Source organism: Spirosoma horti, assembly GCF_054776595.1.
Genome location: NZ_BAAHBQ010000004.1, coordinates 350,662 through 372,723, shown reverse-complemented (window position 1 = coordinate 372,723; position 22,062 = coordinate 350,662). Strand labels below are relative to the sequence as shown.

Genomic DNA, 22,062 nt, shown 5'->3' with positions numbered 1-22,062 from the left:
GAATGAGCCAACCGAACGTGACAGAAGAAAAAGTAACCGAGCGCCAGGCCGGTCTAACTGATATAGAGCTGACGGGATACGACCAGATCGAAGTGCTGGGTGCCCGCGAACACAACCTCAAAAACATTGACGTCGTTATTCCCCGCAACAAGCTGGTTGTCGTAACAGGCATCAGCGGAAGTGGCAAGTCGTCACTCGCCTTCGATACAATTTATGCCGAAGGCCAGCGCCGTTACATGGAGAGCTTCTCGGCCTATGCCCGCTCGTTTATCGGCGATATGGAACGGCCCGATGTCGATAAAATCAACGGCCTCAGCCCGGTAATCTCCATTGAGCAGAAAACAACCTCAAAGAACCCGCGCTCAACCGTGGGGACAACGACCGAGATTTATGACTTTCTGCGTTTGCTCTACGCCCGGGCAGGCGAAGCATTTTCGTATGTGACGGGTCGTAAGATGGAGCGCCAGTCGCAGGATCAGATTATTGACATCATTCTGGAGCAGTATGGCGGTCAGAAAATAACCCTTCTGGCACCGATTATCAGAAGCCGCAAAGGACATTACCGCGAATTGTTCGTGCAGATTGCCAAAACGGGCTACACAAAAGTCCGGGTGGATGGCGTGGTGCAGGATATCGTACCGAAGATGCAGTTGGACCGCTACAAAATCCACGACATCGAAATCGTTATTGACCGGCTCGTACCAAAAACAGAGGACCGGTATCGGCTCAGCCAGTCGATCCAGACGGCCATGAAGCAGGGCAAAGGCGCGATGCAGATGCTGGATGGAAATGGCCAACTGGTCTATTTCTCGCAAAATCTGATGGACCCTGAATCGGGCATTAGCTACGACGAGCCATCCCCGAACTCCTTTTCGTTCAACTCGCCTTACGGTGCTTGCCCGGTCTGTAATGGATTGGGCGTTGTCGAGGAAATAACGGAGGAGTCCGTTATTCCTGATAAGTCGCTGAGCATCAGTCGTGGTGCTATTGCCCCGCTGGGCGAATACCGGGAGTTGTGGATATTCAAAGAGATTGAAGCAATTCTGAAAAAATACAAGCTTAACCTTACCACGCCGGTTGTTAAGTTTCCGGAGGAACTGTTGCATGCGCTCATGCACGGCACGGAAGAAGAAGCCACAGTGCCTTCGAAAAAGTACGTCGGCGAAGATTATTATAGCTTTAAGTTTGAAGGGATCGTCAATTTCCTGAAGCGACAGCAGGAAAACAGCACCGACAAAATTCAGGAATGGCTTAAAGACTTTATGGTCATCAAGCCCTGTCCCGAATGTGCGGGAGCCCGGCTCAAAAAAGAATCGCTGTATTTCAAGATTGACCAGAAGAACATCTCTGAACTGGCCCGCATGGACATTTCGGAGCTAACGGCCTGGTTCGAGGGGGTCGAAGATCGGATGACCAACCGCCAAAACGTAATTGGTAAGGAAATCCTGAAAGAGATTCGGAAGCGCATCGGTTTCCTGCTCGACATCGGTCTCGACTACCTGACGCTCGATCGTCCGTTACGGACCTTGTCGGGTGGCGAAGCGCAGCGTATTCGGCTGGCCACGCAGATTGGGACACAGCTGGTGGGCGTGCTTTACATCATGGATGAGCCGAGTATTGGGTTGCACCAGCGGGACAACGTCAAACTGATCGATTCGCTGAAGAATCTGCGTGACTTGGGCAATACGGTTCTGGTCGTTGAACACGATAAGGACATGATGCTTGAATCGGACTTCATCCTCGATATTGGTCCTGGCGCTGGTCGGCATGGGGGGCAGGTTGTCAACCAGGGAACGCCAGACGAGTTTCTGAAAAACCAGTATCTCGGCGTAGCGGGCAGCAGCACCACCGCCGATTACCTGAGCGGCCGTCGTGCCATCGAGGTGCCCGCCGAACGGCGCAAAGGCAACGGTAAGTTTTTGATCATCAAGAACGCAACGGGCAATAACCTCAAGAACGTAACGCTGAAATTACCCCTGGGCCGAATGGTGACCATTACGGGCGTATCGGGCAGCGGAAAATCGTCGCTCATTCACGAAACCCTGTTTCCGATACTGAACCGCCATTTTTTTCGGTCGAAACGCGAGCCGTTACCGTTCAAATCGGTGGATGGCCTGGAGCATCTGGACAAAGTAATCGAGGTCGACCAGTCGCCTATTGGCCGGACGCCCCGTTCCAATCCGGCCACGTATACGGGTATGTTCTCCGAAATCAGAACCTTATTTGCTGAATTACCGGAGGCCAAAATTCGGGGATACAAACCCGGTCGGTTCTCATTCAACGTCAAGGGTGGTCGTTGTGAAGATTGCGAAGGCGCGGGAATGAAAAAGATCGAAATGGAGTTCCTGCCCGATGTCCACGTTATGTGCGAAACCTGCAAGGGCAAGCGCTTCAACCGGGAAACCCTCGAAGTACGCTTCAAAGGAAAATCCATTGCGGATGTGCTCGATATGACGGTGGAGCAGTCGCTGGACTTCTTCGCGAGTCAGCCTAAAATTCTCCGTAAAGTATCTACGCTGAATGATGTAGGACTTGGGTATATTACGCTTGGCCAACACGCCACGACCTTATCGGGTGGAGAGGCTCAACGCGTAAAACTCGCCGAAGAGTTGTCCAAGAAAGACACGGGTAAGACCTTATACATCCTTGATGAACCCACCACGGGGCTGCACTTTCAGGACATCGCGCACCTGCTCGATGTATTGAACAAACTCGCTGACAAGGGCAATACGGTATTAATAATCGAACACAATCTGGACGTCATCAAAGTATCGGATCACCTCATCGACCTCGGTCCCGAGGGCGGTAACAAAGGAGGGTTCATCATCGCCGAAGGCACCCCCGAAAAGGTGGCTGAGGTGAAGGGAAGTTATACCGGCAAATTCTTGAAAATGGAGTTGGAAGGGTGAGGAGCTGCAAAATCCAGTATCTTCGCTGGTACGAAAACAACCTGCGAAAATCGATTTATGCGTAACCCCTCTTTTTACATTTTACTCCTGGTACTGGTCGTTCTGGACGCCTGGCTACTGGCACACCCCAACCTGATTGGCAAGGCTGGGGTGTTCTTTTTTGATTATACCTACCTCGAAACGTTTCCCAAAGCATTGGGTACCGTGTCTGTTGTCGTAGGGCTGACGCTGTTAATTTCCTGGGCCATCGGGCAACTAAATAAACCTGCATCCATCGGGATCACGGTTGCGTTGCTGACAGCATCGGTCTATTACTTGTTCCAAAGCTTCACACAGTACAACTCTGGCATTTACAAACTTACGGGCGCGGGCTTTCGGGCAGGCGCCATCTTGCTGCCGGGTTTGATTGTGCTGGTGTTTGGCGAAGGCTTACTCCGGCGGTTACGGTAACGTCTGGGCCATCACGCTTACTAAATAGATTTACCTAAAACCTGGATACAATGACGTTGAATAAATGGTTGATGGCCTTGTTACTTGTACCCGACAGCCTGTTGCTGTCGGCGAAATTTAATACTGCTCCTGTTTCACACCGACGGCAGGAGGCTGTCGGGTACCTGCTTCGGCCCGACCGGGTTTTCGACGGCGAAACTGTCCACGAAGGCTGGGTGGTTCGCGTGAAAGGAGACAAAATTGACGCCGTTGGACCGGCCAATTCGGTTCCGGTAGCGGGTGCTGAAGTCATTGACCTGAAAGGCCAGACATTAATGCCCGGCTTGATCGAAGGCCATTCGCATTTGTTGTTGCATCCCTACAACGAAACGCCCTGGGACGATCAGGTTTTGAAAGAAGCCCGCTCGTTACGCGTGGCACGTGCAACCGTTCATGCCCAGAAAACGCTACAGGCGGGCTTCACAACCGTGCGCGATTTAGGGACCGAAGGCGCCGAATATGACGACGTTGGCTTGAAACAGGCCATCAATCAGGGTATTATCGCCGGTCCTCGTATGATCGTTGTCACAAAAGCGCTTATTGCCACGGGGAGCTATGGTCCTAAGGGGTTTGGTCCCGACATCACCGTGCCACAGGGAGCCGAAGAAGCTGATGGACACGATGCACTGATCCAGGCGGTTCGACGGCAGATTGGCAAAGGGGCCGATGCCATAAAAATCTATGCCGATTACCGCTGGGGACTGATGGCCGAAGCGCGCCCAACGTTCACACTCGATGAGCTCAAGTTAATTGTGGAGGTGGCCCGGAGCAGCGGCCGGGGCGTAGTGGCTCATGCAGGTACGGCCGAGGGCATGCGTCGGGCCATTCTGGCGGGTTGCGAAACCGTTGAGCATGGCGACGCCGGAACGCCCGAAATCTTTGCCTTAATGAAACAACAGGGTACCGCACTTTGTCCTACATTGGCTGCGGGCGATGCCATCAGCCAGTATCGCGGCTGGAAGAAAGGACAGGATCCGGAACCTGAGCGCATGAAACAGAAACGGTTGACTTTTAAACAAGCATTGGATGCGGGCGTAACCATTTGCGCCGGGGGCGATGTTGGCGTGTTCAGTCATGGCGAAAACGCCCGTGAACTCGTACTGATGGTCGACTACGGGATGAAACCCCTGGCGGTCATGCGCTCCGTTACCTCGACCAATGCTGATGTCTTTCACCTGGCTGACCGGGGCAGGGTACGGGCTGGTTTGCTGGCCGACCTGGTGGCCGTGCAGGGTGACCCAACCAAAACGATTACCGATGTACAGCAGGTGCGGATGGTGATGAAAGGAGGTAACTTCTTTAAGCGGTAACGAGAAAACTTATTGTGAAATCTTTAGGTTACACGTTAATGCAAACGTAATACGGCTTTTTTTGTACGATTTCATCTGTCGTTTATGTTTTTGGACTAATTTCGCCCGACCAGTTCGCTGGCTATATTTCTGTGTTCTGACGGACATGAATAGCCTATTGGCGTGAGGCTCTCTTGTGGATTTATGTCCTGATAGTCAATCAATACCTAATTTAATGTTTCTGATTACTCTACCCTGATTTTTTATATGGCAAACTCCGCTGAATTAACCGTCGATGGTAAAACGTATTCTTTTCCAACACTAGAGGGAACCGAACACGAGAAAGCTTTCGACATCTCGAACCTTCGTGATCAGACTGGCTATGTTACGTTAGACCGCGGCTATAAAAACACCGGTGCCACAAAAAGCGCCATCACATTTCTAGATGGTGAGCTGGGCATTCTGCAATATCGGGGGTATTCTATTGAAGATTTGGCCGCCAAGGCATCGTTTCTGGAAGTTGCCTATCTGTTGATTTATGGCGAACTGCCAACCCAGGAACAGTTCACAACGTTTGAAACGGCCATTCGTCGGCATACGCTGGTGAATGAAGACATGCGGAAAATTTTTGATGGTTTTCCGGTGAAAGCTCACCCAATGGGTGTGTTGGCATCATTGGTAAGCGCCATGAGTGCCTTCTACCCCGACCTGGAAAACGGGAAAGACGATGATGTTGATCGGCATATTATCCGCTTGCTGGCTAAACTGCCCACCATTGCGACCTGGTCGTATAAGCGGGCGCTTGGTCATCCGGCCAACTACCCAAAAAACACGCTCGATTATATTCCGAACTTCCTCAACATGATGTTCTCGCTGCCCGTTGAGGACTATAAGGTCGATCCGGTTGTGGCAGAAGCGTTGAATGTATTGCTTATCCTGCATGCCGACCACGAGCAGAATTGCTCGACCTCAACGGTACGGCTTGTAGGATCGTCCCAGGCGAATATCTACTCGTCGATCTCGGCTGGTATCAGTGCGTTGTGGGGCCCATTACACGGCGGTGCAAATCAGGAAGTCATTGAAATGCTTGAGGATATCAAAGCAGATGGCGGAGATGTTTCTAAGTACATAGAGATGGCCAAAAACGCAAAAACAACGGGCTTCCGCCTATTTGGTTTTGGTCACCGGGTCTACAAAAACTTTGACCCACGGGCCAAGATCATCAAGAAAGCGGCTGATGACGTACTGGCCAAGCTTGGGGTGAATGACCCGATTCTGGAAATTGCTAAAGGGTTGGAAGAAGCCGCTCTTAACGACGAGTATTTCGTATCGCGCAAACTATACCCGAACGTCGATTTCTACTCGGGCATCATTTACCGGGCGTTGGGCATCCCAACAAACATGTTTACCGTGATGTTCGCCATTGGCCGTTTACCAGGCTGGATTGCTCAGTGGAAAGAAATGCGCGAAACAAAAGAACCAATCGGTCGGCCCCGTCAGATTTACACGGGCTCGACGTTGCGTGAGTTTGTACCGATTGAAAAACGGTAATTGCTTGAATAAGTCGATTAAACGAACAGAAAGCGCTGGCTATGTAGTCGGCGCTTTTTGCGTTATAAACCGTTAAAATTAATACTATCTGTTTTTGATAGTGTGTGCTTGTAGGCTGTTAGCTTGGTTGGCATATAGCTACAGCCATAAATATGAATGATCTTGTTAATTGATTGATCACAATTGTTGATCTGAGTAAATCAGTAAATAGCATGGCTACATATTTGTTGTTAATTAGTATGAAAATTGGCCTTTTTTATGTCAATTCCTGCACCGCTCAAGCCGGAAATGAAAGCTCATACACCTGTTCAAGAAGAAAGACCAGTTCGCATAAATCCATTATTCAAGGAAGAGTAATGGATAAAGAAACGGGTAATGGCTTGAAAATAGCGAGTATTAGACTAGAGAATAAACTAATTAAAGTGGATACCAACGGGTACTTCTCTTGCATAGTAGTACCCAAACGCTATAGTGTTACCGGCTTTTGTTATTCATATATAAGATTGGTTACTAAGTCATTAATGGTAGGGGAGGGTGAAACTATTGATCTGAAAATTTATCTTTTGATAAATTCAGAGGGTACAAATAACTGACACTTCTGGCCGTATAGATTACTGAAATAAGCCCCACTTCTAGGGTAGAAGTGGGGCTTATTTCAGTAACGCCTAGTTATTTCCATATCCAGCCCAGACGAAATAGCTTAATAGATGACGCATAACCTTGGCTACTGATTCTTCCAACATAGTTTGTTCGTACTCTACTAATTTGGTCCACTTACTTGGTTTATCTAAACCAACCTTCTCCTGGTGCGTTACAATCTCTAATAGATTCATTGATTCAAGCGTATTCGATCTCAACTATGAAAGCTGCAGTATTTCACAAACCCGGCGACATCCGGTACGAACAGTTCGATGATCCTACTATCGAAGACTCCCGCGATGCCATTATCCGCGTTACCTCCACCGCCATCTGCGGATCTGACCTTCACATCTACGATGGCTTTTTGCCTCAGCTTCGACCGGAAGTACTTGGACATGAGTTCATGGGTATCGTTGAAGAAGTCGGTTCAGGCGTAACAAACCTCAAAAAAGGCGACCGCGTAGTCGTGCCGTTCACGATTGCTTGTGGCAAATGTTTCTTCTGCCAGCACCACCAGGAGATGCATTGCGAAAACTCCAACAAAGAAGACTACGGTCCGGATGGCGGTTTGCTAACCGAAAAAGGCGGTGGCCTATTCGGTTACTCCGATCTCTATGGTGGCTATAACGGTGGTCAGGCCGAAGCGGTGCGCGTGCCCTACGCCGATTATAGCCTGCGCCATGTGCCGGAAGAATTGAAAGACGAACAGGTATTGTTCCTAACCGATATTTTCCCGACAGGCTGGAGCTCCATCGAGTGGGGTGAACTTAAAGGTGGTGAAACGGTAGCCATATTTGGATCTGGTCCGGTTGGCTTAATGGCGCAGAAATCGGCCTGGTTGCAGGGTGCCGGACGGGTGATTGCTATCGATCCGGTCAATTACCGCCTGGAACGCGCTAAACGTGTCAATAACGTTGAGACGCTTAACCCGAATGATGTCGACGTGGTGGAAGCACTGCGGAGTATGACGGAAGGACGCGGCCCCGATCTCTGCGTGGATGCGGTTGGTATGGAAGCCAGCCGGTCTGTGCTGGACAAGGCTAAGGCGGTTTTTAATCTGGAAAAAGGTACTGATAGTGTGCTCGAGACCTGCTTCCGGGCCGTCCGCCGAGGTGGTATCGTGACCATTGTTGGCGTTTACGGTACGCCTTTCGACAATTTTCCACTAGGTCGCATGTTCGATAAAGGCGTAACCATCCGGCAGGGACAGTCGCAGGTGCATAAAAACATTGACCATCTGCTGGACCTCGTCGTTCAGGGGAAAGTTGTGCTGGACGATATTGTTTCACACGTGCTACCCCTTACGGAAATTTCTCGGGGGTACGACATCTTCAAGCACAAAGAAGACGATTGTACGAAAGTTATTTTGAAACCTTAATTCAACAGGAGCATTTGCTGCTCCGCTTACTCAACGATGGAAACAAAAAATAATGGCAAAACGGTCCTGATTACGGGCGCAGCCAGTGGTATTGGTCGCGAACTTACCCGGTTATTCGCGAAAGACGGTTACAATTTGGTTCTGGTAGATATCAACCAGGAAGGCATAGAACAATTAGCCAGCAGCTTCTATAATCAATACGGCACACAAACGACCTTGATCAATAAAGATCTGGCAAGCCCTACTGCTCCCGACGAAATCTATGCCGAAACAACGGGCAAAGGATTTGCCATCGATGTGCTGGTAAACAATGCTGGCTTTGGTGAGTACGGTATGTTTGCTACGGAAACCGATCTGCAAAAGGAGCTATCCATCGTACAGGTTAACGCTATAGCGCTCATGCATCTGACCAAGTTATACGTAAAAGACATGGTTAGCCGCAATGAGGGCAAGATTCTGATGCTGGGCTCCGAGGTGTCAGTGGCTCCTAATCCACTGATGGCCGTTTACGGGGCGACTAAAGCGTTTATCAAATCGTTTTCGGAAGCCATTCGCGATGAGCTAAAAGACACTAATGTTACCGTGACGGTATTAATGCCGGGCGCCACAAACACCAATTTCTTCAAAGTAGCCGGAGCCACCGAAGCAAAAGGAGCTGATCCTAACAAAACGGCCGATCCGGCAGCAGTGGCCAAAGAAGGTTACGAAGCCTTGATGAGTGGCAAAGACCATGTTGTGGCCGGGTGGATGAATAAGGCTCGGGTGGCCATGTCCCATATTCTACCCGATCCGATGGTTGCGGCCAGCGTACGCAGCGACATGACACCCAAGGAACAAGCCGAGCAGGAGCAGAAGAAAACGGCGCTGGCGCTGACAATAGGAGCGGTTGTGGTGGGTGCCATTTGGTTCCTGACGCGTAACAACTCATCCGTGGTGCCAATCAGTTCGTACGATAAAGTCAAGTATCGTTATAAAGCGCGTAAGGCAGAACATAAGGCCAAGAATGCACTGGCTTCCGTTGGTGATTCCGTCAAGGGAGCCTATCACAACGCCAAAGCCGCTGTAGAGGAAGCGGTGGCCTAATTAGTTTGTGGTCTGCCGTTTGTAGTTGCCTGACGGACGGGCAACAAAATGACAGACCACAAACCACACAGTTGATATACGAACTCAATTTTATGGAATCAATAAAAACAAAAGCGTACGGAGCCAAGGCATCGCTTATCGATAGCCTGAGCACACTGTCCCGCATGGACATCGAGCGAAACGCGCCTGAATCGGATCAGGTGCTGATCGATGTGCTCTATTGCGGGGTTTGCCATTCCGATTTGCATCAGGTCAAAAATGATTGGGCCAATACTGTTTACCCCTGTATTCCTGGTCATGAGGTTGTTGGCCGCATTACTCAAGTGGGTACAGACGTATCCAAATTTAAGGTAGGTGATGTTGTAGGCGTCGGCTGTATGATCGATTCCTGTGGACACTGCCATTCCTGTACCGGGGGCGAAGAGCAATATTGCGAAGGGCCTGTTAGCTGGACCGCTACTTACAATGGCTATATGAAACCTGATGGTAGTGGGTTCAATACGTTCGGGGGTTATTCGACATCCCTGGTCGTGAAGGAATCTTTCGTATTGAAGATTCCGGATGCGCTCGATATCAAAGCGGCCGCGCCTATCCTTTGCGCAGGCGTAACAACCTATTCACCGCTTCGGCACTGGAATGTTCAAGCCGGCAGTAAAGTCGGTGTTGTTGGTTTGGGTGGCTTGGGACACATGGCGGTTCAATTAGCCAAAGCGATGGGAGCGGAGGTAGCCGTAATTACACATACGGAAGACAAACGAGCTGCCGCAGAAGCGCTTGGTGCGCATGAGGTGATTATCTCGACGGATAAGAAAGCTATGACGGCTCACGAACTGTCGTTCGATCTGGTCCTGATTACCATTCCCGATCCCTTCGACGTGAATGCCTACGTCACTGTTGTTAAGCGCGATGGAGCCCTTGTAACAGTAGGTCTTCTGGGCGACTACAAAAGCCCGCTCAACAACATGGAAGTGGCTATGCATCGGCGTACTGTATCGGGATCGCTGATTGGTAGCATCAAAGAAACACAGGATGTGCTGGACTTTTGTGCTGAGCATTCCATCCTTCCCGAGGTAGAAATGATTGAAATCCAGGATATCAATAAGGCATTTAGCCGAATGCAGGACGAAGATGTCCGCTTCCGCTTCGTGATCGATATGCAGTCCCTGAAAAACGAAGATTAATAGACCACTCATCTCTCAACGAACGCATGATTCAATCTTATTTGCGAGCCTTCCAGATTGGCGTTATTGCCGGAATGCGCGCTGCCGTAGCACCAGCGTTGCTCAGTCATAAATTAGTCAGAACGATTCCAACCAAACAACCGCAGAAGCCAGTTCATTATTTAGCGCAACCGCCTGTATCGATCGGCCTGAATATACTCGCTGGTGCTGAGTTGATAGGGGATAAAGTACCAAACGCGCCGGAACGCACCATACCAGCCCAGTTCATTTCGCGAATTGCCTCAGGTGCAACCTGTGGGGCTTTTCTAAGTGAGGTCGAGGGGAAAGAAGTACCGCTTGGTGCTATCGCTGGTGGTTTAGGGGCAGTAGCAGGAACCCTGCTTTTCTTTAACCTGCGCCGGTGGCTGGATCTCGAGGTTGGCTTACCGGATGCCGCTGTTGGACTTGCCGAAGATGCGCTGGCTATTGGCCTGGGCTGGCAGGTTGTTAATAGTATTGAGCCAGCCACCAAACCAGTCTAGTTACTTCTTGATGTGGCGTCGGGTTGACGAACCCGACATAGGAAGGTTTCTCAAAACCTACCGGTCAAGGCTAGTCAAGACGGTAGGTTTTAAAAGACCTCTCCTGTCAGTTTTAAGAACCGTTCGGGCGGCCCCGCCAACATCACCCTGGAGTATCATAAACAGGTCATAAAAAAACGTCCCGGTCAGTTGTGAAATAAATTCACACTAACCGGGACGTTTGCTATTAGAGCGTTAACTAATCGTCGATTTCGCCTTCATCGTCTTCAGCCGTGGCGGCAAGAACGGGGTCAAGAAGCGCTTCATCATCGGTTGCAATTTTTGCCCGGATTTTGCCTTCGATCTCACCCATTAATTCAGGATTATCAAGAAGTAGCTCTTTAACGGCATCACGGCCCTGCGCCAGGCGGCTGGTGCCATATGAGAACCACGAACCGGATTTCTTAACGATTTCCATTTCAACCGCCAGATCCAGAATTTCACCAACTTTGGAGATGCCCTGGCCATACATGATATCAAACTCAACTACTTTGAAAGGAGCAGCCAGTTTATTTTTGACAACTTTAACCTTGGTGCGGTTACCCACCACGTTATCGGCGCCTTCTTTAATCTGGCCAATACGCCGGATATCCAGACGAACCGACGCATAGAATTTCAGCGCGTTACCACCGGTGGTTGTTTCAGGGTTACCGAACATAACGCCGATCTTCTCCCGAAGCTGGTTGATGAAAATACAGCAGCAACCCGTTTTGTTGATCGTACCCGTCAATTTCCGCAACGCCTGCGACATCAAACGAGCTTGCAGACCCATTTTGCTTTCGCCCATTTCGCCTTCAATCTCAGCTTTTGGCACAAGGGCTGCTACCGAGTCAATAACGATAATGTCAATAGCTCCTGAACTGATGAGGTGTTCAGCGATTTCCAACGCCTGTTCACCATTATCGGGCTGCGAGATGAGCAGATTCTTCACGTCAATACCAAGCTTTTCAGCATAAACCCGGTCAAAGGCGTGTTCGGCGTCGATAAATGCTGCCAGGCCACCTGCTTTTTGTGCTTCAGCGATAGCGTGCAATGTCAGCGTTGTTTTACCAGATGATTCCGGACCATAAATTTCGACAACACGACCACGGGGTAAGCCACCTATGCCGAGGGCTAGGTCTAAGCCCAGCGAGCCAGTCGAAATAACCGGAACGTCTACGACTTTGCTTTCGCTCAGGCGCATGACCGTGCCTTTGCCGAAGGCTTTATCCAGTTTTTCGATGGTTGTTTGAAGGGCTTTTAATTTACTGTCATTAGCAGATGCTGTGGCTTGCGCCGTATCTGATTTTGCCATGTTAGGATGGTTGTTTAAACAGATAAAATTACCCAAAAATGGGCAGATTACCAAATGGATTTAGGAAATAGTTGAAGCCGTTTACCCATTGTCTGACGGGTAAATCACAGACGAAAAAAAAGTCTGACAACTACTTGGTTTTCAGTATAGTTGCCAGACTGTTGGGGCTTGTTTCAATTACAGGGTTGAGTCAGCAGTAGCGGGTTGCTGAGCCGGTGCCGGTTGCTGATTCTGGGGTTGTGCCTGTTGCGGCTGAACCTGTTGTGGCTGCCCCTGCTGATAGCCCGGATACGCCGACCCATCTCCATACGGACGAGCAGGCGGACCAACTATTTCGACCGATGTAATGTAGTACTTCGTTTCGCCATTCCAGGGAAACTTCAGAATTTTTTCTTCGTAATGCAGCGTCACGCGCTGGCCTGTCTTAACGGCCTGGGTGACCTGATTTGCTATAGCATCATCTTTCACCGAAAAATCAAAGTATTGGGGTGTAAGCGAACCGGTTTCACCCGAGAAGCCGCCTACATTCAACACGCCTTCGTATGTTTTGAAGAGGAAACCCCGCCGACTGAACTTGGAAACAGTTCCGGCACGCTCACCATCGCTATAGCTCCAGCCTGTGAGCGCGTAGAGTACGCCAAAAACAACTAACAGAAATAATAAAAAATACAAAAGTCCTCGCATAGGTACAGATGGTTTAGTGGCTGTTCTTAAGCTCACAAATAGACAACATTTTCTGGTAAATTCTGTTTCGAGACCCTATTGACCATGAATTATTCGTTAAGTCACGAACCAATCCCATTCCTTTTCTAAAGTTTTGCCCTGTATTTCGTTACTTTGCGGCTGGTTAGCTCATGAGCCTAACGGCTTGGTAGTCAAACCCGATAAACCGGTACGCCGGAACGATAGATTTTTTCGTTGTTAACCCTTCTTATTTTTTTGCAATGAGTACCATCCAAAGCATTCATGCCCGGCAGATTCTGGATTCACGCGGTAACCCAACGGTTGAAGTAGATGTCCGCACCGAAAATGGCTATCTGGGTCGGGCCGCTGTGCCCTCTGGCGCATCAACCGGCACCCACGAAGCCGTCGAACTTCGGGACAATGACCCTAAGGTATATGTTGGCAAAGGCGTTTTGAAAGCAGTTTCAAACGTAAACGAGTTGATCTTCCCAGAACTGGTTGGCATTTCGGTCTTTGAGCAAAGTATGATTGATAAAATTATGCTTGAACTGGACGGTACGCCAAACAAGGGCCGTTTAGGCGCTAATGCCATTCTTGGCGTATCGATGGCAGCCGCTAAAGCAGCCGCTCAGGAAGCAGGTTTGCCGCTCTACCGCTACATTGGTGGCGTTAATGCCAACACGTTGCCGGTTCCGATGATGAATATCCTGAACGGTGGTTCGCACGCCGATAACTCCATCGATTTCCAGGAGTTCATGGTAATGCCTGCCAACGCAGCCAGTTTCTCGGAAGCGCTACGTATGGGTACCGAAATTTTCCATACGCTGAAAGGGGTATTGAAAAAAATGGGCCTGGCAACCAACGTAGGTGATGAAGGCGGTTTTGCCCCCAACATCAAATCGAACGAAGAAGCGATCCAAACAATCATTCAGGCGATCGAGAAAGCGGGCTACCGCCCAGGCGAAGATGTCTGGATTGCTATGGATGCCGCTTCGTCGGAGTTCTACGATGCTGAAGCAGGCGTGTATCATTTCAAAAAATCAACCGGCGACAAACTGACATCTTCCGAAATGGCGGGCTTCTGGAAAGATTGGGCTAGCAAATACCCAATCCTGTCGATCGAAGACGGTATGGCCGAAGATGACTGGGCGGGCTGGAAAACCCATACCGACGAGCTGAAAGGTACGCCTGTTCAACTGGTTGGCGATGATCTGTTCGTGACCAACGTAACGCGCCTTCAGGAAGGTATCGACAAAGGGATTGCCAACGCGATCCTGGTTAAAGTAAACCAGATCGGTTCGCTGACCGAAACGATTGATACCGTTAACCTGGCTAAGCGTAATTCGTACAAGAACATCATGTCGCACCGTTCGGGCGAAACCGAAGATGCTACCATTGCTGATCTTGCTGTAGCGCTCAACACGGGCCAGATCAAAACGGGTTCGGCTTCGCGTTCAGACCGGATGGCAAAATACAACCAACTGCTTCGCATCGAAGAGGAACTAGGCGAAACAGCGTACTTCCCAGGACTTAAGTTTTAATTGTTTATGGTTTGAGGTTTACGGTTTGTGGTTGGCTGACGCAGGTAATACAGGCGTTAGCCAACCACAAACCGTAGACCGTATACCTACTCTACCATGTTTAACCGTCTTCTCCGCTACGGCCGTAATTTCTACGTCGCCACCGGCTTAGTGCTGGTAGGGTGGATGACGTTTTTTGATGCCAACGATCTGCCAACCCAGATTCGAAACTGGTGGGAACTGCGTCGATTGGACGGGGAGGCTAAATTCTATCAGGCTAAAATCAAAGCGGTCCAGACTGAACGTCAGGAAGTGCTCGGCAATGATCGCCTTCGGGAGAAGTTTGCCCGTGAAAAGTATTTAATGAAAAAGCCCGGCGAAGACGTGTTTGTTATTGTCGATGAACACAACGAACCGTTAGAAAAATGATGAATGATGAATAATAAATGATTGGCATGCTCACTCGTTATCATTCATCATTTATCATTCCTCATTAAAATGATAAACGTCCTCTTCGTTTGTTATGGCAACATTTGTCGGTCACCCATCGCCGAGGGGGTGTTCCGAATGCTGATTGACGAAGCCGGGCTCAATGAACAGATTCAGGCTGATTCGGCCGGAACGGCGTCTTTTCACATTGGTCAACTGCCTGACCGGCGCACCCGTGAAAACGCTATTGAACATGGCTTAACGCTGTCGCACCGGGCGCGTCGTTTAATTGGCGAAGATCTGGCTCAGTTCGATTATTTCGTGGCGATGGATGAAACTAACCTGGAAGCCATTGAAAAGCTGAATTACCGAAGTACAGGGCTATACACGAACGACACCATCTTTTTACTTCGTGAATTCGACCCGGATGTAAGCGACCAGCCCAACGTACCGGACCCTTACTACGAAGGACCGGAAGTATTTGAAGAAGTTTACCAGATTTGCTTACGCTGCTGTCGGCAACTACTTACGTATTTGGTTCAACAACATAATCTTAAAGAGCGAGAAAGTGAACCGGAACGCCGGAGCGGAGTGAACGAGTGAATTTGTCACAGACAGGCAATCATTCTTTCGCTCAGCTCCGGCGTTCCGGTTCGCTCTCTCGCTACTTCACTCTTTTATTTTTATGGACAAAAAAGTCATTCTCATCATTCTCGATGGCTGGGGCATTCCACTTAAGCCCGAAGTGTCGGCTATTGAAGCGGCTCATACGCCGTTCATGAATTCGCTGTATTCTCAATACCCAAATAGTAAGCTGGAAGCATCAGGACTAGCCGTTGGCCTGCCTGCAGGTCAGATGGGTAATTCCGAAGTAGGCCACATGAACCTGGGCGCCGGGCGGGTGGTGTATCAGGACCTGGTAAAAGTAAATAAAGCCGTTGAGGAGCATACCCTTGACAATGAGCCGGTTTTAGTTGATGCCCTTACCTATGCCAAAACCAACGGTAAGAACGTTCATTTTATCGGCCTGGTGTCGGATGGCGGTGTTCATGCACATATCGATCATATCAAAGGTTTATTGTCCATTGCGCACGCCCACGAACTGACCAATGTATTCGTGCATGCGTTTACGGATGGCCGGGACACGGACCCCAAAGGGGGTGTTGGTTACTTGACCGATCTGCAGGCGCATATGGCTGTGACAACGGGTCAGATTGCGAGCGTTATCGGGCGTTATTATGCCATGGATCGCGACAACCGTTGGGAGCGCGTTAAAATAGCCTATGACGCGATGGTAAAAGGAGAAGGTGAAAAAATCACCGCAGATGGCGTAACAAATGCGTTACAGGCATCGTATGATTCCGGGGTAACGGATGAGTTCATCAAACCATTAATTGTTACGGACAGTATCGGCTCGCCCGTAGCGGTTATCGAAGAGGGCGATGTAGTGCTATGCTTCAACTTCCGTACAGACCGGGGACGCGAAATCACGCAGGCATTGACGCAGAAGGATTTCCCGGAACAGGGGATGAAGAAGCTGTCGTTGAATTACATCACCATGACCAATTATGACAGTGAATTTGCCGGTGTAAAAGTCATTTTTGACAAAGATAACCTGCATAACACCTTAGGCGAGGTGATTGCTGACGCAGGGCGCAAGCAAATTCGAATTGCCGAAACAGAAAAGTATCCGCACGTTACCTTCTTTTTCTCTGGCGGTCGCGAAGAACCGTTCGTGGGCGAAAAGCGCTTGTTATGCCCGTCGCCCAAGGAGATGACCGTTCTTGATGCCAATGGTGTTGAAACCGTCATACCCGTAAAAACCTACGATCAAATTCCGGAAATGGCAGCCTATGCTATTCGCGACGCCATTATCCCTGAACTGGAGAAAGAAGAGGTAAACTTCGTTTGCCTGAACTTCGCCAATACCGACATGGTGGGCCACACAGGCGTTTTCGAGGCTGTTGTTAAAGCGGCCGAAACGGCGGATGCCTGTGCAAAAGCCGTTACAGAAACGGCACTGGCACACGGGTATACAACGATCATCATAGCTGATCACGGCAACGCTGAATTCATGGAAAACGAAGATGGTTCGCCCAATACGGCTCACACAACGAACCTGGTGCCCTGCATCCTGATCGACAAGGAGTACCATCCAAGTATGAAAGACGGTAAACTTGCTGATATTGCGCCAACGATTCTGCAACTAATGGGTATTCCTCAGCCTGCCGAAATGGGTGGTGTGAGTCTGATTGTAGAGTAATAGTATCGCGGGTTTTCAGTCCGCGCTACAACAAAAAAGCCGCTCCGAATATCGGAGCGGCTTTTTTGTTGTAGCGTTATGAATTACATATCGAATAAGATCCGGGTGGGATCTTCCAGAATCTGTTTTACACGAACCAGGAAGCTAACCGATTCTTTGCCGTCGATGATCCGGTGATCGTACGACAGCGCCACATACATAATTGGCCGGATAACGATTTCGCCATTAACCACTACGGCACGCTCAACGATGTTGTGCATACCCAGAATAGCAGACTGTGGTGCGTTGATAATCGGTGTCGACAGCATGGAGCCAAAGGTACCGCCATTGGTAATGGTGAACGTGCCGCCGGTCATTTGCTCGATCGTCAGTTTATTTTCACGGGCGAGACCAGCCAAGCGAACGACTTCTTTCTCGATCTGTGCAAAGCTCAACTGTTCGGCGTTCCGAATAACGGGTACTACAAGACCCCGATCCGACGAAACGGCGATTGAAATATCACAGAAGTCGTTGAATACCATCTGATCACCATCAATCTGAGCGTTTACTGCCGGGAAGTCTTTCAGTGCAATACAAACGGCCTTCGTAAAGAATGACATAAAGCCAAGCCCTACGCCGTTCTTCTCCTTGAATTTGTCTTTAAACTTATTCCGCAGGTCCATGATTGGCTTCATGTCTACCTCGTTGAAGGTAGTCAGCATGGCCGTTTCATTTTTAACGGCTACCAGTCGACGGGCGATTGTCCGGCGGAGAGATGTCATTTTCTCCCGACGTTGATTCCGACTACCAGGCGCTGCGGGAGCCGTTGCTGCTGGGGCTGGTGCTGCCGGTTTAGCCGCGGCTTGCGGAGCCGCTGGAGCCGGAGTTGGTGCTGGCATCGGAGCAGGAGAGGCTTTCAACGCATCTTCTTTCGTTAAGCGTCCGCCCACGCCCGTACCCTGAACCTGTTGTGCGCTGATACCTTTCTCATCAAGAATTTTAGCCGCTGCCGGCGATGGATAATGCGCGGCATATCCATTTCCGTTCTGACCATTGGCCGAGACTTCGGGTGCTGGTGTACTCGCTGCTGGCTGAGGGGCGGGTGCTGGTGTGCTGGCTGGTGCAGTTGCAGAAGCGCCTACTTCAATTTTAGCGATCAAGGCACCAATTGGCAGCGTTTCTCCTTCCTGAGCCACAATGCGGAGTATACCAGCCGCTTCGGCAGGAAGTTCAAACGTAGCTTTGTCGGATTCAAGTTCACACAATACTTCGTCGAGGGCAACCTGATCGCCGTCTTTCTTACTCCACGAAGCAATGGTTACTTCCGTTACAGACTCGCCAACGGCGGGCACTTTCATCTCGATCACACTCGATGCGGCCTGCGCAACAGGAGCTTGTACGGGTTCTGCCACCGCCTGAAGAGCGGGAGCGGCCTGTGGCGCCGGTGCGGCCGGTGCTTCGGCTTTAGCAGGCTCGGCAGCGGGGGCAGGGCTTGGTGCACTACCACCATCGTCAATTTTACAGATACTGGCTCCGATAGGCAGTACGTCACCTTCCTGAGCCAGAATGTGCAGAATACCATCGGCTTCGGCCGTTAATTCGAACGTAGCCTTATCGGAGTCGAGTCCGCAAAGTACATCGTCCATTTTTACGTGATCACCTTCTTTCTTATACCAGGTGCCAACGGTTACTTCGGTAATGGATTCCCCCACAGGAGGGATTTTCATGTCAACGGCCATTTTTTTGTAGTTTTCGGTTCGTAGTTTATCGTTTTATAAAACGCAGTAAGCCTTTGGCAGCACTACGAACGACAAACCACAAACTGCTTTTTATTCAAACGCTCTCCGAACGATATCGGCTTGTTCCTGAGTATGTATTTTTGGATAACCGGTAGCTGGTGAAGCCGCAGCTTTCCGCGAAATAATGGGCAGATTCAAACCAATGCGCAATAGGTAAGACCAGTAGCCCATGTTTGCGGGTTCTTCCTGTACCCAGATCAATTCCGCTTTTTTGTACTGTGCCAGCACCGCGTCCAACTGCGTTTTTGGCAACGGAGCCAGCTGCTCCAGTCGTACGATGGCCACGTCATCGCGCTGATCGGCCTGTTGCTTTTCGAGCAGGTCATAATAGATTTTACCCGTACAGAGCAACACCCGTTTTACCTTCTTCGCCTGTGCGTAGCTGTCGTCGATGATTTCCTGGAAGGACCCTTTCGTAAGATCTTCCAGCGGAGAAATACACTTCGGATGGCGCAGCAACGATTTCGGCGACATGATCACCAGCGGCTTGCGGAAGTTCCAGGCCAGCTGACGACGCATAATATGGAACAGGTTGGCTGGCGTGGTTACGTTCGCCACGATCATATTATAGTCAGCATACAACTGCAAATACCGTTCTGGGCGAGCGTTGGAGTGCTCAGGTCCCTGGCCTTCGTAGCCATGGGGGAGTAGCATCGTTACACCGTTCTGGATACCCCATTTCGACTCACCAGCCGCAATGAACTGGTCGATGATCAATTGAGCACCGTTCGAGAAGTCGCCAAACTGAGCTTCCCAAATGACCAGCGCGTGTGGATTGGCCATGGCGTAACCATATTCAAATCCTAATACGCCGTATTCCGACAACAACGAGTTGTAGATCTGAAACTTCTGTTGGCCATCCTCAATATAATCGAGCGACGAATACGACAGGTTCGTTTCGGCATCGTGCAAAACGGCATGGCGGTGCGAGAAAGTGCCCCGCTGAACATCCTGACCACTCAGCCGAACAGGTTTGCCGTCGAGCAGCAATGATCCGTAGGCCAGAAGCTCGGCCGTGCCCCAGTTCACCAGTTTGGTGTCGGTGAGCATGGTCTGGCGGTCTTTCAGCAGTTTATCGATCTGCTTCAGCGGCTTGAAACCTTCGGGCGTTTTGACCAGCGCTTTCCCAATGGTTTGTAGGACTTCGGCAGGTACACCTGTTTCGGGCGATTTCTCGAAATCGTTGGGCTCGCTAAACCGAAGCTCAGCCCAGTCGAGGTCCAGCCGAAGCGGTTTGTACGGAATTTCGGCTTTTTGCTTGACGCGGTCTAGCCGATCCTGTAGTTGCTTTTTGAATTCAGTATCCATTCGCGTTGCCAGTTCGGCATCTACGTCGCCCCGCTTGATGAGCAGTTCTTTGTAGATCTCGCGTGGATTCTGATGCTTCTCGATGATGTTGTACATCGTTGGCTGCGTGAACTTCGGCTCATCGGCCTCGTTGTGGCCGTAGCGACGGTAGCAAACCATGTCGATAAACACATCCCGGTTGAATTTTTCCCGGAATTCAACGGCCAGTTTCGCACAGAAAATAACGGCTTCCGGATCGTCGCCGTTTACGTGGAAAATAGGAGCGTCAATGATTTTCGCTACGTCTGAACAATAAATAGACGAGCGGGCATCTTCAAAATCGGTCGTGAAACCGATCTGGTTATTGATCACAAAATGGACCGTTCCACCGGTTGTATAACCGGCTAGTTTGGCCATTTGTGTCACTTCATAGACAATACCCTGGCCGGCCACGGCGGCATCACCGTGAATCAGGATGGGCATTATTTTCGTGAAATCACCTTTGTATTCCTCATCGGCCTGCGCCCGGACAAAGCCTTCCACGACGGGATTGACGGCTTCCAGGTGGGATGGGTTAGGAGCCAGTTTTACACTGATCTGCTTACCCGACTTGGTTTCGGTCAGGCTGGAATAGCCGAGGTGGTATTTTACGTCACCGTCACCGTGTACCTGTTCAGGTACGTTCCCTTCGAAACCGTCGAAGATCGACTCGTAGGACTTGCCCAGAATGTTGGCCAGTACGTTGAGCCGGCCGCGGTGCGCCATTCCGATCATCACTTCTTCGACGCCCATGTCGGCCGCCTGACTGATAATCGTGTCGAGCGCCGGAATCGTCACTTCGCCACCTTCAAGCGAGAAACGTTTTTGGCCGAGGTATTTAGTCGCCAGGAAGTTTTCGAAAACGGTGGCTTCGTTGAGCTTTTCGAGAATCCGCTTTTTCTCATCCGAGGTAGGCATGAAAACGAGCGCTTCTTTCTCAATTTTGTTCCGGAGCCAGTTCTTTACATCCAGCTCGCGGATGTACATATACTCGAACCCGATATCACCGGCGTAAATTTTACGCAGCGACTCCATGATGACACGGAGCGTGGCGGGTCCGATACCAAGCAATTTTCCTGATTCGAAAACGGTGTCCAGATCGGCTTCTGACAGCGCATAATCCGGCAAATCGACCCGAGGCTGACGATTTTTGCGTTCCTTGAGCGGATTTGTCTTAGCCAGTAAGTGGCCGCGTGACCGGTATGCCTTGATTAGGCTGGCAACCGACACTTCTTTTTCAGCATGGCTGGCATCTACCGGTTTGGCCGATGTCGTCTGGCCGTTTGCTGAACCATTCGATGAAACACCATTCGACTTTGCTTCAGCCGATTCACCGTTGTGGGTTCCATTGGCTTTTTCGCCGTAGGTGAGTGAAAACTCAAACCCTTTAAAAAATTGTTGCCAGCTTTCGTCAACTGTCTGTGGGTCTTGCTTGTAAGACTGATAGAGTTGATCTACGTAAGCCGCGTCGGAATTAGCGATATATGAGTACTGGTCCATGACGGGGGCGCGTCGTTGTTATGAGCCGCAAAGGTAATGGTTCGGCCAAACACTTGATCGCAAAAATTTTGTTTTTATTCTCCTGATTGTTAGTAACAATCCACTTTTAAGTACAACAACTGAAAATCGAAATTTATTGCTAAAATAAATTTCGGCCCGAATAATAGAGCCATGCTATTTATCGGATGT

General features: G+C 50.0%; 16 protein-coding genes. 12 read left to right on the top strand and 4 right to left on the bottom strand.

Annotation, left to right across the window (positions count from 1 at the left end):
- Positions 1 to 2: 2 nt before the first annotated feature.
- The 8 genes from uvrA to ACYVAM_RS13075 all read left to right on the top strand — a co-directional run bounded on the left by uvrA (position 3) and on the right by ACYVAM_RS13075 (position 11,040).
- On the top strand, positions 3 to 2,909 hold the full coding sequence (gene uvrA, locus ACYVAM_RS13110; RefSeq protein WP_461067642.1) for an excinuclease ABC subunit UvrA: 2,907 nt from the start codon (positions 3 to 5) through the stop codon (positions 2,907 to 2,909).
- Positions 2,910 to 2,966: 57 nt separating this feature from the next.
- The gene (locus ACYVAM_RS13105; protein ID WP_461067640.1) at positions 2,967 to 3,359 is read left to right on the top strand and encodes a hypothetical protein; all 393 of its coding nucleotides are present in this window, start codon (positions 2,967 to 2,969) and stop codon (positions 3,357 to 3,359) included.
- A gap of 50 nt (positions 3,360 to 3,409) precedes the next feature.
- Positions 3,410 to 4,708 (top strand): metal-dependent hydrolase family protein, encoded by a 1,299-nt coding sequence (locus tag ACYVAM_RS13100; protein WP_461067638.1) that lies wholly within the window; start codon positions 3,410 to 3,412, stop codon positions 4,706 to 4,708.
- A gap of 246 nt (positions 4,709 to 4,954) precedes the next feature.
- A complete protein-coding gene (locus ACYVAM_RS13095; RefSeq protein WP_461067636.1) occupies positions 4,955 to 6,238 on the top strand; it encodes a citrate synthase in 1,284 nt (427 codons plus the stop codon).
- An 859-nt stretch (positions 6,239 to 7,097) separates the two neighbouring features.
- Positions 7,098 to 8,255: a zinc-dependent alcohol dehydrogenase gene (locus tag ACYVAM_RS13090; protein ID WP_461067634.1), complete on the top strand. Its 1,158-nt coding sequence runs from the start codon at positions 7,098 to 7,100 to the stop codon at positions 8,253 to 8,255.
- A gap of 36 nt (positions 8,256 to 8,291) precedes the next feature.
- Positions 8,292 to 9,338 (top strand): SDR family NAD(P)-dependent oxidoreductase, encoded by a 1,047-nt coding sequence (locus ACYVAM_RS13085; RefSeq protein ID WP_461067632.1) that lies wholly within the window; start codon positions 8,292 to 8,294, stop codon positions 9,336 to 9,338.
- A gap of 92 nt (positions 9,339 to 9,430) precedes the next feature.
- Positions 9,431 to 10,519 (top strand): NAD(P)-dependent alcohol dehydrogenase, encoded by a 1,089-nt coding sequence (locus ACYVAM_RS13080; protein WP_461067630.1) that lies wholly within the window; start codon positions 9,431 to 9,433, stop codon positions 10,517 to 10,519.
- A 26-nt stretch (positions 10,520 to 10,545) separates the two neighbouring features.
- The gene (locus ACYVAM_RS13075) at positions 10,546 to 11,040 is read left to right on the top strand and encodes a DUF4126 family protein (RefSeq protein ID WP_461067628.1); all 495 of its coding nucleotides are present in this window, start codon (positions 10,546 to 10,548) and stop codon (positions 11,038 to 11,040) included.
- Positions 11,041 to 11,278: 238 nt separating this feature from the next.
- Here ACYVAM_RS13075 and recA read toward each other — a convergent pair whose 3' ends face one another.
- Positions 11,279 to 12,373, bottom strand: a complete 1,095-nt coding sequence (gene recA, locus ACYVAM_RS13070; RefSeq protein ID WP_461067626.1) for a recombinase RecA — start codon at positions 12,371 to 12,373, stop codon at positions 11,279 to 11,281.
- A gap of 177 nt (positions 12,374 to 12,550) precedes the next feature.
- Positions 12,551 to 13,057 (bottom strand): hypothetical protein, encoded by a 507-nt coding sequence (locus ACYVAM_RS13065; RefSeq protein ID WP_461067624.1) that lies wholly within the window; start codon positions 13,055 to 13,057, stop codon positions 12,551 to 12,553.
- 260 nt (positions 13,058 to 13,317) lie between these two features.
- Here ACYVAM_RS13065 and eno point away from each other — a divergent pair, with 260 nt between their 5' ends.
- The 4 genes from eno to gpmI all read left to right on the top strand — a co-directional run bounded on the left by eno (position 13,318) and on the right by gpmI (position 17,269).
- On the top strand, positions 13,318 to 14,598 hold the full coding sequence (gene eno / locus ACYVAM_RS13060) for a phosphopyruvate hydratase (RefSeq protein WP_461067622.1): 1,281 nt from the start codon (positions 13,318 to 13,320) through the stop codon (positions 14,596 to 14,598).
- 96 nt (positions 14,599 to 14,694) lie between these two features.
- Complete coding sequence (locus ACYVAM_RS13055) at positions 14,695 to 15,006, top strand: FtsB family cell division protein (RefSeq protein WP_046375135.1); 312 nt, start codon at positions 14,695 to 14,697, stop codon at positions 15,004 to 15,006.
- 69 nt (positions 15,007 to 15,075) lie between these two features.
- Positions 15,076 to 15,609: a low molecular weight protein-tyrosine-phosphatase gene (locus ACYVAM_RS13050; RefSeq protein WP_461067620.1), complete on the top strand. Its 534-nt coding sequence runs from the start codon at positions 15,076 to 15,078 to the stop codon at positions 15,607 to 15,609.
- An 82-nt stretch (positions 15,610 to 15,691) separates the two neighbouring features.
- Positions 15,692 to 17,269, top strand: coding sequence for a 2,3-bisphosphoglycerate-independent phosphoglycerate mutase (gene gpmI, locus ACYVAM_RS13045; RefSeq protein ID WP_461067618.1), 1,578 nt, complete (start codon positions 15,692 to 15,694; stop codon positions 17,267 to 17,269).
- A gap of 83 nt (positions 17,270 to 17,352) precedes the next feature.
- Here the strand turns inward: gpmI and odhB are convergent, their stop codons facing one another.
- Complete coding sequence (gene odhB, locus ACYVAM_RS13040) at positions 17,353 to 18,987, bottom strand: 2-oxoglutarate dehydrogenase complex dihydrolipoyllysine-residue succinyltransferase (RefSeq protein ID WP_461067616.1); 1,635 nt, start codon at positions 18,985 to 18,987, stop codon at positions 17,353 to 17,355.
- A 90-nt stretch (positions 18,988 to 19,077) separates the two neighbouring features.
- Positions 19,078 to 21,873, bottom strand: coding sequence for a 2-oxoglutarate dehydrogenase E1 component (locus ACYVAM_RS13035; RefSeq protein ID WP_461067614.1), 2,796 nt, complete (start codon positions 21,871 to 21,873; stop codon positions 19,078 to 19,080).
- Positions 21,874 to 22,062: the final 189 nt, after the last annotated feature.

Excerpts from the sequence above, each read along its gene's own strand:
- uvrA (WP_461067642.1), top strand. The coding sequence starts at position 3 with ATGAGCCAACCGAACGTGACAGAAGAAAAAGTAACCGAGCGCCAGGCC.
- ACYVAM_RS13105 (WP_461067640.1), top strand. The coding sequence starts at position 2,967 with ATGCGTAACCCCTCTTTTTACATTTTACTCCTGGTACTGGTCGTTCTG.
- ACYVAM_RS13100 (WP_461067638.1), top strand. The coding sequence starts at position 3,410 with ATGACGTTGAATAAATGGTTGATGGCCTTGTTACTTGTACCCGACAGC.
- ACYVAM_RS13095 (WP_461067636.1), top strand. The coding sequence starts at position 4,955 with ATGGCAAACTCCGCTGAATTAACCGTCGATGGTAAAACGTATTCTTTT.
- ACYVAM_RS13090 (WP_461067634.1), top strand. The coding sequence starts at position 7,098 with ATGAAAGCTGCAGTATTTCACAAACCCGGCGACATCCGGTACGAACAG.
- ACYVAM_RS13085 (WP_461067632.1), top strand. The coding sequence starts at position 8,292 with ATGGAAACAAAAAATAATGGCAAAACGGTCCTGATTACGGGCGCAGCC.
- ACYVAM_RS13080 (WP_461067630.1), top strand. The coding sequence starts at position 9,431 with ATGGAATCAATAAAAACAAAAGCGTACGGAGCCAAGGCATCGCTTATC.
- ACYVAM_RS13075 (WP_461067628.1), top strand. The coding sequence starts at position 10,546 with ATGATTCAATCTTATTTGCGAGCCTTCCAGATTGGCGTTATTGCCGGA.
- recA (WP_461067626.1), bottom strand. The coding sequence starts at position 12,373 with ATGGCAAAATCAGATACGGCGCAAGCCACAGCATCTGCTAATGACAGT.
- ACYVAM_RS13065 (WP_461067624.1), bottom strand. The coding sequence starts at position 13,057 with ATGCGAGGACTTTTGTATTTTTTATTATTTCTGTTAGTTGTTTTTGGC.
- eno (WP_461067622.1), top strand. The coding sequence starts at position 13,318 with ATGAGTACCATCCAAAGCATTCATGCCCGGCAGATTCTGGATTCACGC.
- ACYVAM_RS13055 (WP_046375135.1), top strand. The coding sequence starts at position 14,695 with ATGTTTAACCGTCTTCTCCGCTACGGCCGTAATTTCTACGTCGCCACC.
- ACYVAM_RS13050 (WP_461067620.1), top strand. The coding sequence starts at position 15,076 with ATGATAAACGTCCTCTTCGTTTGTTATGGCAACATTTGTCGGTCACCC.
- gpmI (WP_461067618.1), top strand. The coding sequence starts at position 15,692 with ATGGACAAAAAAGTCATTCTCATCATTCTCGATGGCTGGGGCATTCCA.
- odhB (WP_461067616.1), bottom strand. The coding sequence starts at position 18,987 with ATGGCCGTTGACATGAAAATCCCTCCTGTGGGGGAATCCATTACCGAA.
- ACYVAM_RS13035 (WP_461067614.1), bottom strand. The coding sequence starts at position 21,873 with ATGGACCAGTACTCATATATCGCTAATTCCGACGCGGCTTACGTAGAT.